The sequence below is a fragment of the [Zimmermannella] bifida NBRC 103089 genome (assembly GCF_001570925.1).
Classification (GTDB): Bacteria; Actinomycetota; Actinomycetes; order Actinomycetales; family Microbacteriaceae; genus Gulosibacter; species Gulosibacter bifidus.
This window is the reverse complement of record NZ_BCSP01000001.1, coordinates 369,666-388,105: the sequence shown is the minus strand read 5'-3', so window position 1 is coordinate 388,105 and position 18,440 is coordinate 369,666. Positions and strand designations below refer to the sequence as shown.

15 protein-coding genes and 1 pseudogene are annotated in these 18,440 nt (G+C 60.3%); 11 read left to right on the top strand and 5 right to left on the bottom strand.

The genetic code is table 11. The features are described 5' to 3' along the window. Window positions 1-105: 105 nt before the first annotated feature. The 4 genes from dnaE to ZBI01S_RS01725 all read left to right on the top strand — a co-directional run bounded on the left by dnaE (window position 106) and on the right by ZBI01S_RS01725 (window position 6,628). Window positions 106-3,561 (top strand): DNA polymerase III subunit alpha, encoded by a 3,456-nt coding sequence (dnaE, locus tag ZBI01S_RS01740; RefSeq protein ID WP_066055686.1) that lies wholly within the window; start codon window positions 106-108, stop codon window positions 3,559-3,561. A gap of 126 nt (window positions 3,562-3,687) precedes the next feature. Beyond that, window positions 3,688-5,004: a histidinol dehydrogenase gene (hisD, locus tag ZBI01S_RS01735; RefSeq protein WP_066055683.1), complete on the top strand. Its 1,317-nt coding sequence runs from the start codon at window positions 3,688-3,690 to the stop codon at window positions 5,002-5,004. Window positions 5,005-5,009: 5 nt separating this feature from the next. Beyond that, window positions 5,010-5,504, top strand: a complete 495-nt coding sequence (gene nrdR / locus ZBI01S_RS01730) for a transcriptional regulator NrdR (RefSeq protein ID WP_066055354.1) — start codon at window positions 5,010-5,012, stop codon at window positions 5,502-5,504. A 62-nt stretch (window positions 5,505-5,566) separates the two neighbouring features. Further along, entirely contained in the window at window positions 5,567-6,628 is a 1,062-nt protein-coding gene (locus tag ZBI01S_RS01725; RefSeq protein WP_083524405.1) for a quinone-dependent dihydroorotate dehydrogenase, read from the top strand. A 119-nt stretch (window positions 6,629-6,747) separates the two neighbouring features. Here the strand turns inward: ZBI01S_RS01725 and ZBI01S_RS01720 are convergent, their stop codons facing one another. Further along, entirely contained in the window at window positions 6,748-7,338 is a 591-nt protein-coding gene (locus ZBI01S_RS01720; RefSeq protein WP_066055351.1) for a DUF3043 domain-containing protein, read from the bottom strand. 90 nt (window positions 7,339-7,428) lie between these two features. Between ZBI01S_RS01720 and ZBI01S_RS01715 the strand changes: the two genes are divergently transcribed. The 7 genes and pseudogenes from ZBI01S_RS01715 (at window position 7,429) to ZBI01S_RS01690 (ending at window position 14,070) form a co-directional block, all read left to right on the top strand. Continuing rightward, on the top strand, window positions 7,429-8,835 hold the full coding sequence (locus tag ZBI01S_RS01715) for a M20/M25/M40 family metallo-hydrolase (RefSeq protein WP_066055348.1): 1,407 nt from the start codon (window positions 7,429-7,431) through the stop codon (window positions 8,833-8,835). 187 nt (window positions 8,836-9,022) lie between these two features. Beyond that, the gene (locus ZBI01S_RS01710; protein WP_066055346.1) at window positions 9,023-9,388 is read left to right on the top strand and encodes a HesB/IscA family protein; all 366 of its coding nucleotides are present in this window, start codon (window positions 9,023-9,025) and stop codon (window positions 9,386-9,388) included. Between the two features lie 383 nt (window positions 9,389-9,771). Beyond that, window positions 9,772-10,686 (top strand): aa3-type cytochrome oxidase subunit II, encoded by a 915-nt coding sequence (gene ctaC, locus ZBI01S_RS01705; protein ID WP_245610496.1) that lies wholly within the window; start codon window positions 9,772-9,774, stop codon window positions 10,684-10,686. Window positions 10,687-10,697: 11 nt separating this feature from the next. Next, window positions 10,698-12,410 (top strand): aa3-type cytochrome oxidase subunit I, encoded by a 1,713-nt coding sequence (gene ctaD / locus ZBI01S_RS01700; protein WP_066055340.1) that lies wholly within the window; start codon window positions 10,698-10,700, stop codon window positions 12,408-12,410. 3 nt (window positions 12,411-12,413) lie between these two features. Further along, window positions 12,414-12,833 carry an aa3-type cytochrome oxidase subunit IV gene (gene ctaF, locus ZBI01S_RS01695; RefSeq protein ID WP_066055338.1) on the top strand — a complete coding sequence of 140 codons (420 nt, stop codon included), beginning with the start codon at window positions 12,414-12,416 and terminating at the stop codon, window positions 12,831-12,833. Between the two features lie 113 nt (window positions 12,834-12,946). Continuing rightward, window positions 12,947-13,099: a hypothetical protein gene (locus ZBI01S_RS09785; RefSeq protein WP_159421341.1), complete on the top strand. Its 153-nt coding sequence runs from the start codon at window positions 12,947-12,949 to the stop codon at window positions 13,097-13,099. Between the two features lie 72 nt (window positions 13,100-13,171). After that, window positions 13,172-14,070 (top strand): annotated as a pseudogene (locus ZBI01S_RS01690) (DNA glycosylase AlkZ-like family protein). Here the strand turns inward: ZBI01S_RS01690 and ZBI01S_RS01685 are convergent. The 4 genes from ZBI01S_RS01685 to qcrC all read right to left on the bottom strand — a co-directional run bounded on the left by ZBI01S_RS01685 (window position 14,039) and on the right by qcrC (window position 18,411). Continuing rightward, on the bottom strand, window positions 14,039-14,686 hold the full coding sequence (locus ZBI01S_RS01685) for a DJ-1/PfpI family protein (protein WP_066055331.1): 648 nt from the start codon (window positions 14,684-14,686) through the stop codon (window positions 14,039-14,041). The pseudogene ZBI01S_RS01690 and the gene ZBI01S_RS01685 sit on opposite strands and share 32 nt — an antisense overlap. 163 nt (window positions 14,687-14,849) lie before the next feature. Further along, window positions 14,850-16,451, bottom strand: coding sequence for a cytochrome bc1 complex cytochrome b subunit (qcrB, locus tag ZBI01S_RS01680; RefSeq protein WP_066055328.1), 1,602 nt, complete (start codon window positions 16,449-16,451; stop codon window positions 14,850-14,852). Then, complete coding sequence (qcrA, locus tag ZBI01S_RS01675; protein ID WP_066055325.1) at window positions 16,438-17,514, bottom strand: cytochrome bc1 complex Rieske iron-sulfur subunit; 1,077 nt, start codon at window positions 17,512-17,514, stop codon at window positions 16,438-16,440. The genes qcrB and qcrA overlap by 14 nt, the downstream gene beginning before the upstream one ends. 60 nt (window positions 17,515-17,574) lie before the next feature. Further along, window positions 17,575-18,411, bottom strand: coding sequence for a cytochrome bc1 complex diheme cytochrome c subunit (gene qcrC / locus ZBI01S_RS01670; RefSeq protein WP_066055322.1), 837 nt, complete (start codon window positions 18,409-18,411; stop codon window positions 17,575-17,577). Between the last annotated feature and the right edge of the window lie 29 nt (window positions 18,412-18,440).

The following is an 18,440-nucleotide window of genomic DNA, read 5'->3' as shown; positions in this document are numbered from 1 at the left end:
ATTGCGTCAGATCCACCCGCGTAGGATGGGGGCTTGGCCTATCGGGAGGAAATCGTGGCTTCGTCGGACTCGTTCGTACATCTGCACAATCACACCGAGTATTCGATGCTCGACGGTGCGGCCAAGATCGAAGAGCTCATCAAGACGGCAGCTGAGATGGGCATGCCCGCTATCGCTACCACCGACCACGGCAATATGTTCTCGGCGTACGAGTTCTATCGCACGGCGAAGAAATACGACATCAAGCCGATCATCGGTACCGAGGCCTATCTGACGCCCGGCACTCACCGTTCGGAACGAACTCGTGTGAAGTGGGGCAATGGTGGCGGCGATGATGTCTCCGGTAGTGGTGCATATACGCACATGACGATGCTCGCGGAAACGACCGAGGGGATGCACAACCTCTTTCGCCTCTCGAGTTACGCATCCATCGAGGGCTACTACTTCAAGCCCCGCATGGACCGCGAACTGCTGAACAAATTTGCCAAGGGCGTGATCGCCACAACCGGATGCCCGTCGGGCGAAGTGCAGACACGACTGCGACTTGGGCAATACGATCTGGCGCGCGAGGCCGCCGGTGAGTTCCGCGACATTTTCGGCAAGGACAATTTCTTCCTCGAACTCATGGACCACGGTGTTGGCGTTGAGCGTCGTGTTCGCGACGATCTGTTGCGCCTGCGCGACGACCTTGGACTGCCGATGCTGGTCACCAATGACTTGCACTACACCCACAAGCACGACGCCGTGCACCACGAAGCGCTGCTGTGTGTGCAGTCTGGCTCGACGCTCGACAACCCCAACCGCTTCAAGTTTGACGGTGAGGGGTATTACCTCAAGAGCGCCGAAGAGATGCGGCACCTCTTCCGTGATTTCAAAGAGGGATGCGATAACACGCTCGTCGTGGCAGAGCGTTGCAGCGCCGAGTTCGATGAGTCGGCGAACTACATGCCGGCATTCCCAGTGCCAGAGGGCGAAACCGAAGCTTCGTGGTTTGCGAAAGAGGTCGATCGAGGTCTCGCATATCGCTACGGCGACACCATCCCCGACGATGTCCGGGCCCAGGCGGACTACGAAATCGGCGTTATCACGCAGATGGGATTTCCTGGGTACTTCCTCGTCGTTGCTGACTACATCCAATGGGCCAAGGACAATGGCATCCGCGTCGGACCCGGTCGTGGTTCGGGTGCGGGTTCGATGTGCGCCTACGCGCTGCGTATTACCGACCTCGATCCATTGCAGCACGGTCTGATCTTCGAGCGGTTCTTGAACCCAGACCGCGTGTCGATGCCTGACTTCGATATTGACTTTGACGACCGTCGACGCTCCGAAGTTATTCACTATGTGACCGAGAAATACGGTTCGGAATACGTTGCCCAGATCGTCACTTACGGCACGATCAAGTCGAAGCAGGCGCTCAAGGACTCATCCCGAGTCTTGGGTTTCCCGTTCTCGGTTGGTGACACGCTCACGAAGGCTATGCCCGCCGCGGTCATGGGTAAAGACATTCCGCTTTCGGGCGTCTTCGATCCAGACCACCCGCGTTACAAAGAAGCCGGCGAGATGCGCACGGTTATCGAGTCCACGCCTGACTTTAAGAAGGTGTTCGAGACCGCGCGCGGTATTGAAGGCCTGAAGCGCCAATGGGGTGTGCACGCGGCCGGTGTGATTATGTCGTCGCATCCGATCATCGACGTGATCCCGCTGATGAAGCGAGAACAAGACGGTCAGATCGTCACCCAGTTCGACTATCCCGCGTGTGAATCGCTGGGCCTGATCAAGATGGACTTCTTGGGCCTGCGAAACCTGACGATCATCTCGGACGCTATCGAGAACATTAAGACCAACCGAGGCGAAGACATTGACCTCGAACAACTCGAGCTAGGCGACGCCGAAACCTACAAGTTGCTCTCGCGAGGCGACACGCTGGGTGTGTTCCAGCTCGACGGTAACGGTCTGCGCTCGCTGCTGCGCCAAATGAAGCCCGACTGCTTCGAAGACGTTTCGGCAACTATTGCGCTGTACCGACCGGGTCCAATGGGTGCGAACTCGCACACCAACTACGCCATGCGTAAGAACGGTCTGCAGCCGATCACCCCGATCCATCCTGAGCTCGAAGAAGCGCTGAAGGACATCCTCGCCGAGTCATACGGTCTGATCATTTACCAAGAGCAGGTCATGGCGATCGCGCAGAAGGTGGCTGGCTACACGCTTGGTCAGGCCGACTTGTTGCGCCGTGCCATGGGTAAGAAGAAGAAAGCCGAGCTCGACAAGCAGTTCTCTGCCTTCTCGGAGGGCATGGCAAAGAACGGATTCTCTGCCGATGCGGTGAAAGCCCTGTGGGACATCCTGCTGCCGTTCTCGGACTATGCGTTTAACAAGGCGCACTCCGCTGCCTACGGTGTGATTTCGTACTGGACCGCTTACCTGAAGACGCATTATGCGCCCGAATACATGGCGGCGCTGCTCACCAGTGTTGGTGACTCACGCGACAAGCTGGCGGAATACCTAAACGAGTGCCGCCACATGGGTATTCAGGTGTTGCAGCCCGATGTCAACGAATCAACGCTGCGATTCCGCGCGGTCGGCGATGATATCCGTTTCGGTCTCGGTGCCGTGCGTAACGTGGGTGATCAAGTGGTCGCCGACATCGTCGAAAGCCGCGAAGAATCTGGCCGGTTCACCACCTTCCATGACTTCCTCAGCAAGGTCCCGACCAGTGTCGCGAACAAGCGAACGGTGGAATCGCTCATCAAGGCCGGTGCCTTCGACACGATGGGCAACACCCGTCGCGCGCTCGTTGAAATTCACGAGGATGCGGTCGATGCGGCGGTCAGCAAGAAACGTAACGAGGCACACGGCCAGGTCGACCTGTTCGCTGGCCTGATGGAATTCGAAGAAGAAGAGTCAACGGTTCCGGAACGGCCGGAGTTCACACGTCGTGACAAGCTCGCGTTCGAACGTGACATGCTCGGTCTGTACGTGTCGGACCACCCGCTCAAGGGACTCGAAGTCGAGCTCTCGAAGCTCTCGGCAACCCCCATCCTGGAACTCATTGGTGACACCGAAGTTCGCGATGGTGAACAGGTCCAGATCGCGGGGCTCATCACCACGGTGCAACACCGAATCGCTCGCAACTCGGGTAACCCCTACGCGATCTTGAACGTCGAAGACTTCGGCGGCGAAATTACGGTGATGTTCCTCGGCAAGACCTATGCCGAATACCAATCCGAATTGGTCGGCGACCAAATCGCGGTCATTCGCGGTCGCGCGCAAAACCGCGACGACGGGGTGACCATCACCGCGCAGGGCATTTCGATCCCACAGCTTGCTGTTGGCGACAACAAGCCGGTTCAGCTCACGCTGCCGGACTATCGCGCCACGGAAGAACTCATCGAACAGCTCGACGAACTACTTCGTCGTCACCCCGGCGATAGTGAAGTTCGCCTAACCCTCGAAACCCAAACGATGCTGCGAAAGTTTGAGTTGCCGCATCGCGTGCAATCGGGCTCTGCGCTCTACTCGGAACTCGCCGCGATCCTGGGACCAGGAAGCGTCGAGTAGCTCGCGGCGGCACACCACCAGCAACGGCAGTAGCACGGACACGAACGATCGGCCGACGAACCGACATCGAACCCTGGCTGCGCACGGGAACGGACCGCATCCACCCCAACTAGAATGGGAAACATCATGCTCAAGTACATCAATCTTCGTGGTCAACAGCTAAGTCCATCGCAATTGCGTGGCGTTCTTCCGCGCGCGGAGCTCGATGTAAGCGCGGCGCTCGAGGGTGCCACCAAACTCATCGATGAAGTTCGCGCTCAGGGAGACGCCGCACTCGTCGCCCAGGCCGAACGATTTGATGGGGTCACCCCGACGCATCTTCGCGTGCCCAAGGCCGAGCTCACCGCCGCGCTTGAAACCCTCGACCCCAAGGTGCGTGCTGCCCTCGAAGAAATGATTGTGCGTGTGCGCAAGGCTTCGGAAGCTCAGGTGCCGCCCGCAACCACGACGACCCTCGCCGACGGTGCGGTTATTGACCAGCGGTGGATGCCCGTCAACCGCGTAGGTCTGTACGTTCCGGGTGGCAAGGCGGTTTATCCGTCGAGCGTGGTCATGAACGTGGTTCCAGCCCAGGTGGCCGGTGTCACTTCGATCGCGATCGCGTCGCCTGCACAGCAGGCATGCGGTGGCGGAATCCACCCGACGATCTTGGCCGCTGCCGAATTGCTTGGCGTCGACGAGGTGTATGCCATGGGTGGTGCAGGTGCGATTGGTGCATTTGCCTACGGAGTCCCTGCCATTGGCCTTGACCCGGTTGATGTCATCACCGGCCCCGGCAACGTTTGGGTTGCCGCGGCAAAGCGTGCCGTTAGCGCCGTTGCTGGCATTGATGCTGAAGCCGGCCCCACCGAGATCCTGGTCATCGCCGATGACTCGGCGACCCCGGCATACGTTGCCGCCGACCTGCTGAGCCAGGCTGAGCACGATGAGCTCGCCGGCGTCGTGTTCGTCACCGACAGCGAGCCGTTTGCCGAACAGGTAAACGCTGAACTCGCCGCGCAGGCAGCCGCAACTCCGCACGCTGACCGCGTGCGCATTTCGCTCACCGGCAGCCAGTCGGCAATCGTCCTCGTCGACGACCTTGAGGCCGCCTGCGCCGTGTCGAACGCGTACGGACCGGAACACCTCGAGATCCACACTCGCGACAATGACGCCACGCTTGCTGGCATCACGAACGCCGGCGCGATCTTTATGGGGGAGTACTCGCCAGTGCCTCTTGGCGACTACATTGCCGGGTCCAACCACGTGCTGCCCACGGGCGGCCAGGCCGCACACGCCTCCGGTCTTGGCGCTTACACCTTCCTGCGCGCACAGCAGATCATCCGCTACGACCGGGCGGCACTCGCTGAGGTGACCGAACGCATCCAAGCCATCGCCAACGATGAAGACCTGCCCGCACACGCCAACGCGGTTGCGCTGCGTGCGGCCAACGACGGAGCCTAAGCCTCGTGCATTGCCCATTCTGCCGTCACGGTGACTCGCGAGTTGTTGACTCGCGAACCACCGATGACGGGTACGCCATTCGCCGTCGCCGCCAGTGCCCAGACTGCGGCCGCCGATTCTCGACGCTGGAAACCGCAAGCCTGGTAGTGACCAAGCGCTCGGGCGTTGCCGAGCCGTTCTCGCGCCAGAAGGTGGTCGCCGGTGTGCGCAAGGCTTGCCAGGGTCGCCCGGTTACCGACAGCGACCTCGCGAAGCTCGCACAGCGCGTGGAAGAAACGATCCGATCATCGGGAGCATCGCAGGTTGAGGCCGGCGAAATCGGCCTCGCCATCCTGCCGTTCCTTCGGGAACTCGACGACGTCGCCTACCTGCGCTTTGCCAGCGTGTACCAGGGCTTCGAATCCCTCGAAGACTTTGCTGCCGCAATCGACCAGCTCAAACAAGACGAAATCACGGCGAAGTATGCCGGCGACAGCGTCGACGGTGAGCCAAGCGCCTAGCGCTGACCCGCATCCTGAACCAAACTCAACTGTCGAACGAAACGGCTCCTGAAAGGCATCTCGTGATCCACTCGGTAATTCGCTCCGGATATCAACTGGTGTTCAACACGGTGTTTCGCCGAATGGATGCGGAACGGGCGCACCATGTTGGCGCGGCAGTCATCCGCGGCATCGGCAAGCGTGACTGGTGTGCCGATCAGCTGGCGAAGTTCACGGCACCGGATCCGTCACTGCGCGTGCAAACGCTGGGCCTTGAATTCCCGTCGCCGTTTGGCCTCGCTGCGGGCTTTGACAAGAACGCTGATATGACCGACGGCCTGGGTGCGCTCGGGTTCGGTCACGTCGAGGTCGGTACGGTGACACCGCTTGCGCAGCCCGGTAACCCTAAGCCGCGCATGTATCGGCTCACGGCCGATCGCGGGCTCATTAACCGCATGGGGTTCAACAACGACGGCGCAGAAGCCGCCCTGGCCGCGCTCAAACAGGCTCGCACTGATCGTTGCATCGTTGGTGTGAACATCGGCAAGAACAAAGTAACTCCGGCAGAAAACGCGGTTGACGATTACGTCGCTGCGGCGACCGCGCTGCGTGAGGTCGCTGACTATCTGGTCATTAACGTGTCGTCGCCGAATACGCCGGGGCTGCGCGGGCTACAAGAGTTGGATGCGCTGGCACCAATCCTCGAGGCAACTCGCGATGCTGCCAGCGGTGTGCCCGTGCTCGTGAAGATCGCCCCCGACCTCGAAGACGATGCCATCGCGCGAATTTGTGAACTGGCCATCAAGGTCGGACTCGACGGCATCGTGGCCACGAACACGACGATTGCCCGTGAACCGCTCGAAACGTCGGCCCGAATCGTCGAAGCGTACGGTGCGGGCGGGCTGTCGGGAGCTCCGCTCAAGGAACGTTCGCTCGAAGTGCTGCGCACCGTTCGCCGCCACGTTCCGGCAGATTTCTGTGTGATTTCTGTTGGCGGTGTCACCACCGCGGACGATGTTCAAGAACGGCTGGATGCGGGCGCCACGCTCGTGCAGGGCTACACCGCGTTCCTCTACGAGGGTCCGGGTTGGGCGGCCGCAATCAACGCTGGGCTTGCGGCAAAGCGCCGTAACCGCGCGGCGTAACAGACGCGTCCACCAGCGGAATCACTGCGTTAGACCCTAACGAGGGCAACAGGAACGGGGCCGGCCACCGAAGTGGTGACCGGCCCCGTTGGTGCTTGTGGGGTTGCGTTACTTGGGAGCTAACCCTTGAACTCAACCTTGGTGAAGCGCTTCACCTGCGGCTTGGGTAGACGGAGCATACGAATCTGCATCGAGCGACCGAGCGACTGGAAAACGAAGCCCTTCTCGACCTTCGACTCGCCAACAACGGCCGCAACACGCTTGCGGATCATGAAGCCGTAGGTAACGCCTTCGATGATGCAGATCGCCAAGTAGATCCAGATGAAGGCCATCGCCCAAACAGCGGCGTAGGCCTGCGGAATCATGGTGGCAAAGATCACGAGGAACATCAGCGGCAGCAGCAACTCACCAAGGGTGAAGCGGGCATCGATGAAATCACGCATGAACCGCTTCTGTGGGCCGCGCTCGCCCGGACGCAAGTAGCGGTCGTCACCGCGTGCCATGCCCTCACGAGCTTTCGCCTGCTCCTGACGAAGCTTTGCCGTTGCTTCACGCTTCGCGAGCTTGCGGTCTTCGGGTACGAGCGGCCTGAAGTTAGCGGCTTCGGCTTCGCGACGTCGCGGAGTCGGGCCCTTCTTACCGGTGGTGGCGGCCGATGCGTTCTTCGATGACGCGTCCGGGTCCTTCTTGCCAGCAGTCGAGGTTGCCATGGTGTCCTTTAGTACTTGGGCGAAGTGGATTGTCCAATGTTACGGGATGCGGTGCGTCACTTCCGAAGTCGTCGCTTTACAGTGGTGGTCATGAGTGAACTTTCTCCAGTCGAGACCATGAACGCAGCGCTGCTCGACCGCGTGGCGTTGGGGATGCCGAGCACCATTGACCGCCTCGCCAAATTGATCCGCGTACCGTCCGTGTCCTGGCCCGCGTTTGACCCCGAGCACGTGCGTGCATCCGCACAGCAGGTGCACGATCTCTTCGCCGCCACCGACCTGTTCGACACGGTTGAGATTCACGAGTACGAACTCGAGGACGGTAGCCAGGGGCACCCAGGAATCATCGCGCACCGCCCCGCGAAACCCGGCTACCCGACGGTGATGCTCTACGCCCACCACGACGTCCAACCTCCGGGGCAGGACGACGACTGGGATACTCCCGCCTACGAGCCGACCATCATCGGAGATCGCCTGTACGGCCGCGGCGCCAGCGACGATAAGGCCGGCGTTATGTTGCACGTGGCCGCGCTCGAAGCCATTCGAGATGTCTTTGCCGCCGAAGGCAAGGACCTCGGCATTGGCATCGCCGTCTTCATCGAGGGTGAAGAGGAATGGGGTTCGGAGTCGTTCCCGCAATTCCTCGACAACCACGGTGACACGCTCGGTAGCGACTACATCATCGTGGCCGACAGCTCGAACGTTTCGCCAACAGTGCCCGGTCTGACCGTTGCGCTGCGCGGAAACGTCTCGTTCAACCTCACGATCCGCACGCTCGCGCATGCCTCGCACTCGGGCATGTTCGGTGGTGTTGCACCGGATGCGTTCATGGCGGCAACCAAGCTGCTCGCGACGCTCTGGGACGACTCCGGCGCGGTTGCTGTACCCGGCCTTCACGTGCACGGTGCCGAGGCGCTTGAAACGGATGCGGCGGAAATCGTTCGCGATGCCGGCATCCTCGGCGGCGAATGCATCGGGCAGGGGAGCGTGAACTCCCGCATCTGGTACCAGCCGGCCATCACTGTGACCGGCATTGACGCACCCGACGTGGCCAATGCATCCAACACGCTGCTGCCACAAGTACGTGTACGGATTTCGGCACGCGTCGCACCCGGTGCCGATTGCGAAGCAGAGGGCGAGAAGATTCTTGCGCACCTGCGTGCCCACGCACCGTTCGGTGCGGAACTCGAAGTCGATGATTTCAGCATTGGTAAGCCAGTGCTGGTCGATGCTTCGGCCGATGGTGTGCAGCGAATGCTTGGTGCCATGAACGCCGCCTGGCCGAACCCTGCCGAACTCGTCGGTATCGGTGGGTCGATCCCATTTATCGCGGATCTCGTGGAGCGATTCCCGCAGGCGCAGGTCCTGGTGACCGGTGTCGAGGATCCCGCGACTCGAGCACATTCGCCGAACGAATCGCAGCACCTTGGGTCGCTGCAGTACGCCATCGGTGCCGAAGCGTTGTTCCTGGCCGAACTCGCTACCGGAACCAACTAGCTCGACGCACCCGCGCGCATCCGGTGCTCAAAAAAGGGGCACCGGATGCATCGGGAATAGTTTCTGCTGCGCGCGCGTTGATCAGGCAGTAACGTAACTACGGATTCGTGCCGAAGTTCAGGGCGCGCCATACTGGCGAGCCCTGCGCCACACGCAGCTCACTCAACGCTTTACTCATGGAGGCAATATGTCGTCGGCTCTGACAGGCATCACGATCACTGAAAACACGCACGGCGTCACGCTCACGCAGGCGGCGGTCGACAAGGTCAAGGCGCTGCTGACGCAAGAGGGTCGCAGCGACCTTCGACTGCGCATTGCCGTTCAGCCGGGCGGCTGCTCGGGCCTGATCTACCAGCTCTACTTTGACGAGCGCGAGATGGCTAATGACGCGAGTGTGGACTTTGACGGTGTTGAACTCATCGTCGACGAGATGAGCATCCCGTACCTCGAGGGCGCATCGATTGACTTCGCCGACACGATCGAGAAGCAGGGCTTCCAGATCGACAACCCAAACGCGCAGGGTAGCTGCGCCTGCGGCGATTCGTTCCACTAGTCGTCATGCGACTCGCCTTCGGTAAGTCATTGGTGCGGCACCTAAGCGTGGGGGAGTTGTCGTCACGGATGCGGTGACCTCGCGACATTTTGCGAACAACTCGACGGTGTGACTGTGTACGGCAGTCACACCGTCGTCGTTTTCCGGATGCGTACGGTCGCGATAAACGGAAAACCCCGGTCGCAACGCGCCGATCGGCCCGCATGGATGCGCGTGGCATCGCCCGGTTGCTGGGGAACCCGCTAGCATTGCAATATCTCTGCGGATGAAAACAGGCATGTTTTGGCTCGCAGGTACGGGTAGCGCACCCCGGTGGCCTTGGAATGCCGCAGAGAAGCGCTACACTGTGAAACGTCTGTATGCGTCTTCTCGAAAGGTCCAACGTGCGGAAGAACTACCGGAAAGCGGCCGGTGCACTATCACTGGCTGTGATCTCGTCGCTCGCGCTGGCTGGATGCACGGAGCAGCAGCTCGGTGCGTACATGCCCGGTCAGGTGGGTACTAGCGACAAGGGTGACCTGATCGGCACCTTCTGGACGAACTCATGGGTCGTCCTGATGGGTGTAGGTCTGCTTGCCTGGAGCCTCGTCATCTGGGCAACGGTTGCTTACCGCCGCCGCAAGAACGAAACGGGCATGCCCGGCCAGATGCGCTACCACATGCCGGTAGAGATTCTGTTCACGGTGCTGCCGATCGTGCTGGTTGCAGGCTTCTTTGCCTTCACCGCGCGTGATGAAGCCATCGCGATTGAGGTCACGCCAGAAGACGAGCGTGATGTCCACATTGAGGTCTATGGCAAGCAGTGGGCTTGGGACTTCAACTACCTCGAAGTTGAAGGCTCCGAGTTCGACGGCGGCGTGTACTTCGAAGGTGAACAGGGCCGCGAGAAGCGCGACGCTGAGGGCAAGGCCACTGGTGAGCTGCAGGACGAAAAACTTCCTGTTGTTTACGTACCGGTTGGCGCAAATGTAACGTTTGACCTCAAGTCGCGTGACGTCGCTCACTCGTTCTGGGTGCCAGAGTTCCACTACAAGCTCGACACCATCCCTGGCAAGACCAACACCTTCTCGATCACCGTTGAGCGCGAAGGCGAATACATCGGTAAGTGTGCAGAGCTCTGCGGTGAATACCACTCGATGATGCTCTTTAAGGTGAAGGCCGTTTCGGCTGAGGAATACAACGCTTACATCCAGTCACTCCGTGACGCTGGCCAGACCGGTGCTCGCGGCGACGAATATAACCGTAACGACCAGAACCCTGGAACCTCGGTTCCAGAAATTCAGCACGAGCAGCACTAAGGCAGGGTGAAATGACTTCTACGCTCAATAGGCCTGCCGCTACGCCATCGGCAGCGGAACCTGATTTCTCACCGAGCAAGGTTGGACGCAAGGGCAACCTTCTCGTCGACTTGTTGACCACCACCGACCACAAGAAGATCGGGTACATGTACCTGTACTCTTCGGTGATTTGGTTCTGCATCGGTGGTGTCATGGCACTGCTCATCCGTGGTCAGCTCTTCGCTCCAGGCATGGAGATGATTGCGACCAAGGAGCAGTACAACCAGCTCTTCACCATGCACGGCACAGTGATGCTCCTGATGTTCGCAACCCCGCTGTTCGCCGGGTTCTCGAACATCATGATCCCGCTGCAGATCGGTACGGCTGACGTCGCCTTCCCGCGCCTCAACTCCTTCGCGTTCTGGCTCTACAGCTTTGGTGCGTTCGTCGCCGTGATGGGCTTCCTCACCCCGGGTGGTGCGGCAGCGTTTGGTTGGACCGCGTACACGCCACTCTCGCTGACCACCTTCAGCCCGAGCATCGGTGGCCACCTCTGGGTCGCCGGTCTTGCACTGACCGGTTACGCCACGATCTTCGGTGCCGTCAACTTCATTACCACCATCGTCACCATGCGTGCGCCTGGTCTGACCATGTGGCGTATGTCGGTGTTCACCTGGAACACCCTGATCACCTCGATCCTCGTACTCTTCGCCTTCCCGGTTCTGACCGTGGCATGGTTCGCACTGCTCATGGACCGCGTCTTCGGTACGCACATCTATGACGTGGATGCAGGTGGCACGATCCTGTACCAGCACCTGTTCTGGTTCTTCGGTCACCCCGAGGTGTACGTCATCGCCCTGCCGTTCTTCGGTATTGTCTCGGAGATCTTCCCGGTCTTCAGCCGCAAGCCGATCTTCGGTTACAAGACGCTGGTTCTCGCAACGATCTCGATTGCTGCGCTTTCGGCTTCGGTTTGGGCGCACCACATGTACGTGACCGGTTCGGTACTCCTGCCGTTCTTCGCACTGATGACCATGCTGATCGCTGTCCCGACCGGTGTGAAGATCTTCAACTGGATCGGTACGATGTGGCGCGGTTCGATCACCTTCGAAACCCCAATGCTCTGGTCGCTCGGCTTTATCGTGACCTTCGTATTCGGTGGTCTCACCGGTGTCATCTTGGCTTCGCCAATCCTCGACTTCCACGTCTCGGACACCTACTTCGTCATCGCGCACTTCCACTATGTGCTCTTCGGTACCGTGGTCTTCGCAATGTTCGCTGGCTTCTACTTCTGGTGGCCAAAGTGGACGGGCAAGATGCTCAACGAAGGTCTTGGAAAGGTTCACTTCTGGATCCTCTTCGTGGGCTTCCACATGACCTTCCTCGTCCAGCACTGGCTCGGTGTCATTGGTATGCCACGTCGTTACTACACGTACCAGGCAGAAGACAACTTCACGTGGGCCAACCAGCTCTCGACCGTTGGTGCAATCATCCTGGCTATCTCGATGATTCCGTTCTTCCTCAACGTGTACCTCACGCACCGCAATGGCAAGAAGGTTACGACCAACGACCCATGGGGTTACGGTGGATCGCTCGAGTGGGCAACTAGCTGCCCGCCGCCGCGTCACAACTTCACCGAGATTCCACGCATCCGTTCGGAGCGTCCGGCATTCGACCTCAACCACCCTGAGTACTCGGCTCCTGGCTCGCACGTAGCCGTTGCTGCGAGCGGAAAGGTGAGCTAGCACATGAAGACTATTCGCAACCTCATGATGGGGCTGACCGTGTTCTACGCGCTGGTCACTGTCATGTACACCGTCTGGACTGCGGTCATTACCAACGACCCAGAGTGGGTAGGTATCGTCGCCTTCATCCTCATGACTATGTTCTCGGCATTCATCGCCTGGTACATGTCGGTTGAAAACAAGCCATTCAAGAAGAAGCGGCTTCCTGAAGACCGCGAGGATGCAGAGATCTACGAAGCTGACCCAGAGCTCGGCGTGTTCTCGCCGTACTCGATGTGGCCAGCGTTTACCGCAGGTGGCGCAGCGCTCGTATTTGCTTCGATCGCCTTCGGCTGGTGGCCCGCCTTCTTCCTGGCCCCAATTGGTCTCATTGGTCTGCTTGGTTGGATGTTTGAAATGTACCGAGGAAAATTCGGTCACTAACCGCATCCCTTGAGTGAAAGGTGCTCCACGCCAGATGGTGTGGGGCACCTTCGCTATTAGCCCCAACGTCGGCTACTTAGGGATTCGCAGCCGGTGGTCGGTAGCCTGGACGCGTGTCAGACCTCACGGACCGGCAGCTCGTTGAGCTTCGGCAAGTAGCACAGCTCCTGGGCGGCAACGTCGCCGCCAACCCGCAAGCAGCGATGTCACATTTGCTATTGGCGCAGGGACAGCATCTGTCAGGGGTCATTGCGGCATTGGCGTAGCGGACTTCGGCCAATAGCTTCGAGTCCGTCATCGCCGCGTTTAATCGGGGTGAGTTGGTGCGTGGCTACCCCATGCGGGGCACGGTGTTCGCGGCCGCCGCAGAGGATTTGGTCTGGACCACCGAGCTGGGTGGTCCGCGCCAATTGCGTGCCTCGGCTACGAGGCGACGCGGCCACGGCATTACTGAGGGAATGCTCGATGCCGCGTTCGATACGGCGGTGATCACTATCACCGGGCAGTCATCATTGGGCCACTTCGCTGCCGCCTCCGTTGCGGAAATCGGGGAGGCGTGGGAACGAGCGGGGATTCCGACCGATGCGGGTCGACGATACCATCTGCTCTATTCGCTCATGGCGGCCGGTCGCCTAGCCTACGGACCGATTCACCGGCGCCCGAGCACAGGCACGCTGCTGCAGCTTGTGGTGATTGCCGAGGAATGGCTTCCGTCGGGCGCAGGCCTGAGTCACCGCTTCAACGGTGATGAGGATGCGGCAATTGCGCATTGGCTCCATCGATATCTTTGGGGGCACGGGCCGGCAACGCTGCGCGATTTCAGCTGGTGGACCAAACTTCCGCTGGGACGCATCCGAGCCGTCGCCGCGCCGGTTCTCACAGAGTTTGAGCGGTACGGGCACGATCACGACGGCGACGCCTTCTATGGGCGCCCTGGCTTGTGGGAGGAGCGGACGCAGGCGAGGTCAGCATTGCGTCGGGCTAAGCTGCTGGCCCCTTCGACGAACTCGTACTCGGCTACCACGATCGCCTTCGACTGTTAAGCGCCGATGATCATGCGCGACTGGTGCCTGGAAATAACGGCGTTGTTAAGAATGCGATGCTGCGAGGCGCGCGGATTGTGGGCACTTGGCAGGAGTCCCGTGGCGCAGCGCTCGAGCTCGAGCCATTCGCTGGCCAGCTGTCAGCAACTGCCCACGCCGAGTTCACGAGAGCGCACCGCCGGTACCCGCGCTAGTTGGGACGGCAAATGGGTCATGGGCACAGTCCCGTTCAGGAACATATTCCGTGAACCGCATGACCTCGTCATGAACGTGGTCGCCGAGTTCCTTACGGAGGAGGGCGGCCGTCATATCCATGCCGGCGGAGACTCCAGACGAGGTCCAGCGGTCTCGGTCGTGCACCCATCGTGCCGCATCGATCCAGTCGACCTTCGAACCGTGCGTTCGCACCCACGACAGCGCCATCTTGTTGCTCGTCGCCGCGTAACCCTCAAGGAGCCCGGCTGCCGCGAGAATTGCGGAACCAGTGCAGACTGAGGCAACGACACGCGCTCGCTGGGCGGCTTCGCTGATTTCGCGCAGCGCCTCGGCTTGATGGACGAGCCGCCGTGTCCCCACCCCGCCGGGTACCAAGAGCAGATCGCAAGGCCGGGAGAGGGGAGTGGATGCGGCTATCTCGATGCCCTGATGGCTTCGAACCAGGAGGGCGTCATGCCCAGCGGGCTGCTCCGAGGTGAGAAATACGGTTCGCACATCGACTCCTGGCACGGTGGCAAGAAGCTCAATTGGTCCGGCTGCATCGAGCAACTCGAAATCGTTGAAAAGCAGGACATTCACTGTGCTGATGGGCATCCGTGCACCTCCACGCGCTCAAGGCCGAATACGCCCCATCATAGGGTGCGGATTGGGACGGTGTGTGTGCGTATCGATGGTCGGGTTGGCTAGCTTCGCGCAGCGCGCACAACGAAACGGGGCGGGATGCAAATGCATCCCGCCCCGCAGCGCTCGCTAGAACCTAGTGCAGTTCAGCGTGGTCGTGCTTTGCAGCTTCGAGCTCGCTCGGCGTTACCGACTCGACGCGGTCAGCGAAGAACCAGCGCGACAGTGCAGCGCGTGCCTTGCCCTTCTTCTTACCGTTCTCGTCGAGGTACGGCTTAACCGGTACGTAGTTCTCGTACTGGAGTTCGTAGACCTCGTGTTCCGTGAGCGGAACGTGAACTTCCTGGAACTCACCGTGCGGCAGTCGGATAACGCGACCCGACTCGTGACCGTGCAGGAGGGTGTTGCGGTCGTGCTTCTGCAGCGAGATGCACCAGCGCTTGACAACCCAGAACACGATCAGCGATCCACCGATCAGCCAGAACTGGAGGAAGTGAATGACGTGTTCCATCGCCATGTGGAAGTGCGTGGCAATAAGGTCCGAAGACGCTGCCGCCCACATCGTTGCGTAGAAGTTGATCCATGCAGCACCGAGTGCGGTACGGAACGGAGCGTTACGCGGACGGTCGAGCAGGTGGTGCTCGCGCTTGTCACCGGTGATCCACGATTCGAGGAACGGGTAGACAAACAGACCGATTACGAAGATGCCCATCAGCAGGAACGGAATCAGGATTGCCCAAGTAACCGTTACCGGTCCGAAGGAGGTTTCCAGACCCGGTGGGATCAAACGCAGCGCACCGTCACCGAAACCGATGTACCAGTCTGGCTGGGTACCGGCCGAGACAGGGGAGGGGTCATACGGGCCGTAGTTCCAAATCGGGTTGATCTGGAAGAGCGATGCGATGAGGAAGATCAGGCCGAGCACGATGAACATGAAGCCCGCAGCCTTACCGGCGAAGACCGGAAGGACTGGGTTACCCACCACGTTCGATTCGGTCTTGCCTGGGCCAGGCCACTGCGTGTGCTTGTGGACAACCATGAGCAGCATGTGCAGCGCGAGGAACGCGATGAGCAGTGCCGGCAGGATCATGATGTGCAGCGAGTACAGGCGACCAACGATGGCGTCACCAGGGAATTCGCCGCCGAAGAGGAGGAACGAAATCCAGGTACCGACGATTGGCACACCCTTGATCATGCCGTCAACGATTCGCAGACCGTTACCCGAAAGCAGGTCGTCAGGAAGCGAGTAGCCACTGAAGCCTTCGAGCATAGCGATGATCCAGAGCACCAGACCGATGATCCAGTTGAGCTCGCGTGGCTTGCGGAATGCACCGGTGAAGAACACGCGTGCCATGTGGAGCATGATCGACGCTACGAAGAGCAGCGCGGCCCAGTGGTGAACCTGGCGCATGAGCAGACCGCCGCGGACGTCAAACGAGATGTCCAGGGTCGAAGCCATAGCTGCCGACATCTCCATGCCCTGCAACGGAACGTACGAACCGTGGTATTCGGTGTGCGCCATCGACGGGTCGAAGAAGAAGGTCAGGAAGGTACCCGAGAGCAGGATGGCGATGAAGCTGTACAGCGCCACCTCACCGAGCATGAAGGACCAGTGGTCAGGGAAGATCTTGCGACCGAATTCCTTGACTGCGCCCGAGACACTCGTGCGCTCGTCGAACCAAGTTGCCGCCTTTGCGACGGCGCCGCCCTGCGCGGCCGAAGCATTAGACGTAGTCATTGCGACGCTCCCAGAAGGTTGGACCGACAGGCTCGTGGAAGTCGCTCTGTGCGACCAGGTAGCCGTCGTTGTCTACGGTGATGGGCAACTGCGGCAGTGGACGACCGGCAGGGCCGAAGATGACCTTGCAGTGCTCGGTTACGTCGAACTGCGACTGGTGGCAAGGGCAGAGCAGGTGGTGCGTCTGCTGCTCGTACAGAGCAACGGGGCAACCAACGTGCGTGCAGACCTTCGAGTACGCCACGATGCCGTGGTACGACCAAGACTTGCGGTCTTCCTGTTCCTTCAAGCGGTCTTCGGGAAGACGCATGAGGAGGACGACAGCCTTAGCCTTCTCGTCGAGCTTGCCGTGTTCGAGTTCGTTCAGGCCCTCAGGAATGACGTGGAATGCCGAACCAATCGTGACCTCGCTGGCCTTGATCGGAGTGCCAGAAGGGTCGCGCACGAGGCGAACACCCTTGTCCCACATCGTCTGGTGCATCAGCTTGACGGGGTTCTCGTTGTTGCCGTTGTAGAGGTCACGCAGCAGCACGATGCCCGGGAGCGGAAGTGCAAGGGCAGCGCCGATGAGCGAGTTACGCAGCATCTTGCGGCGGGTAAAGCCTGACTCTTCGTCTGCCTGCTTGAAGACCTCGGATACGCGCTTGGCGGTTGCTGGCGAAGCGCCCGTCTTGTGGCGAGCCTCGACCTGTTCCTCATCCTTCATCAGGTACTTGGCCCACGCGACAGCGCCGGTGCCGAGCGTCAGCATGCCGAAGGCAATGCCGAGACCGACAAACATGCTGTTCCAGCGAACGCTGGTGATGTCTTCCCGGTTGATCGGCCATACGAAGTAGGCGGCGATCGCGAAGATCGTGAAGGCGAGTGAGACCCAGAAGAGTGCGGTTACAACGCGCTCGGTGTTCTTTGCCTTTTGCGGATTCGTGTCAGTTACCCGCTCGTGGTGGTCAGGCATGCCGGGATTCTCGAACGTTTCTACGTTCGGATCCTGGGCGCCCGAGCTGACCGCGCGGTCCGACGAATTGGCGGTACGGAGCTCCCCGCCGAGTTCGTCTTCTGCCATGGGATGTCCCTTTCTGGGTTGATGAGGTTAGGAAGTTAAAGCGTTGGTGTGCGTCGTCGACTAGTTGGGACGCGAGGTCAGCCAGATAGCGAAACCGCTTGCGGCACCCAGACCGACGATCCAGATGAACAGACCTTCAGCGACTGGTCCAACCGAACCGAGGTTGTAACCGCCAACCATCGAGGTGTTGTCCGTCATCCAGCGGATCGAGGTGATGATGTCAGCCTTGTCCTGCGGCGAGAGGTTCGTGTCGCTGAAGACCGGCATGTTCTGCGGGCCGGTCTGCATTGCCTCGTAGATGTGACGTGGCTCAACTGTCTGCAGCTGCGGCGCGTACTTACCTTCGGTCAGTGCACCACCAGCAGCAGCAACGTTGTGGCACATTGCGCAGTTGATGCGGAAGATCTCAGCACCGCGGGCGGCGTCGCCGTCAGCCTGCAGGTACTTCTCGTCGGGGATAGCCGGACCAGGTGCGAGCGAGGCTACGTAAGCAGCGAGCTCGGCGGTCTGCTTCTCAGTGAACTGAACCGGCTTGACCGGAGCCTGAGGAGCCGAGTTCTGCAGCGGCATGCGACCGGTTCCGACCTGGAAGTCAACCGAAGCAGCACCGACACCGATCAGGCTGGGACCTTCGGGAGTGCCGACCGCATCCTTACCGTGGCAGGTTGCGCAGTTGGCGTTGAAGAGTGCCTTGCCTTCTTCGATGGTCTCTGCGCTGTTCATGTCGACCTGCGACTCATTTGCCGCAGCGTTCTCAACGAACGAGTCGATGGCGCCGTAGGCACCGCCGGTCAGCATCAGACCGAGGCCGAGGAGGCCTGCGGTAGCAAGTGGGCTGCGTCGCCCGCGCTTGCGTGACTTCTTAGCTGCCGACCGATTTGTAGTGGTCAAAGACATGTGTAGATCTCTCCTAGAGCTGCCGCGTG

Coding starts and splice junctions, on each gene's coding strand:
- dnaE (WP_066055686.1), top strand. CDS start 106: ATGCTCGACGGTGCGGCCAAGATCGAAGAGCTCATCAAGACGGCAGCT.
- hisD (WP_066055683.1), top strand. CDS start 3,688: ATGCTCAAGTACATCAATCTTCGTGGTCAACAGCTAAGTCCATCGCAA.
- ZBI01S_RS01720 (WP_066055351.1), bottom strand. CDS start 7,338: ATGGCAACCTCGACTGCTGGCAAGAAGGACCCGGACGCGTCATCGAAG.
- ZBI01S_RS01715 (WP_066055348.1), top strand. CDS start 7,429: ATGAGTGAACTTTCTCCAGTCGAGACCATGAACGCAGCGCTGCTCGAC.
- ZBI01S_RS01710 (WP_066055346.1), top strand. CDS start 9,023: ATGTCGTCGGCTCTGACAGGCATCACGATCACTGAAAACACGCACGGC.
- ctaD (WP_066055340.1), top strand. CDS start 10,698: ATGACTTCTACGCTCAATAGGCCTGCCGCTACGCCATCGGCAGCGGAA.
- ctaF (WP_066055338.1), top strand. CDS start 12,414: ATGAAGACTATTCGCAACCTCATGATGGGGCTGACCGTGTTCTACGCG.
- ZBI01S_RS01685 (WP_066055331.1), bottom strand. CDS start 14,686: ATGCCCATCAGCACAGTGAATGTCCTGCTTTTCAACGATTTCGAGTTG.
- qcrB (WP_066055328.1), bottom strand. CDS start 16,451: ATGACTACGTCTAATGCTTCGGCCGCGCAGGGCGGCGCCGTCGCAAAG.
- qcrA (WP_066055325.1), bottom strand. CDS start 17,514: ATGGCAGAAGACGAACTCGGCGGGGAGCTCCGTACCGCCAATTCGTCG.
- qcrC (WP_066055322.1), bottom strand. CDS start 18,411: ATGTCTTTGACCACTACAAATCGGTCGGCAGCTAAGAAGTCACGCAAG.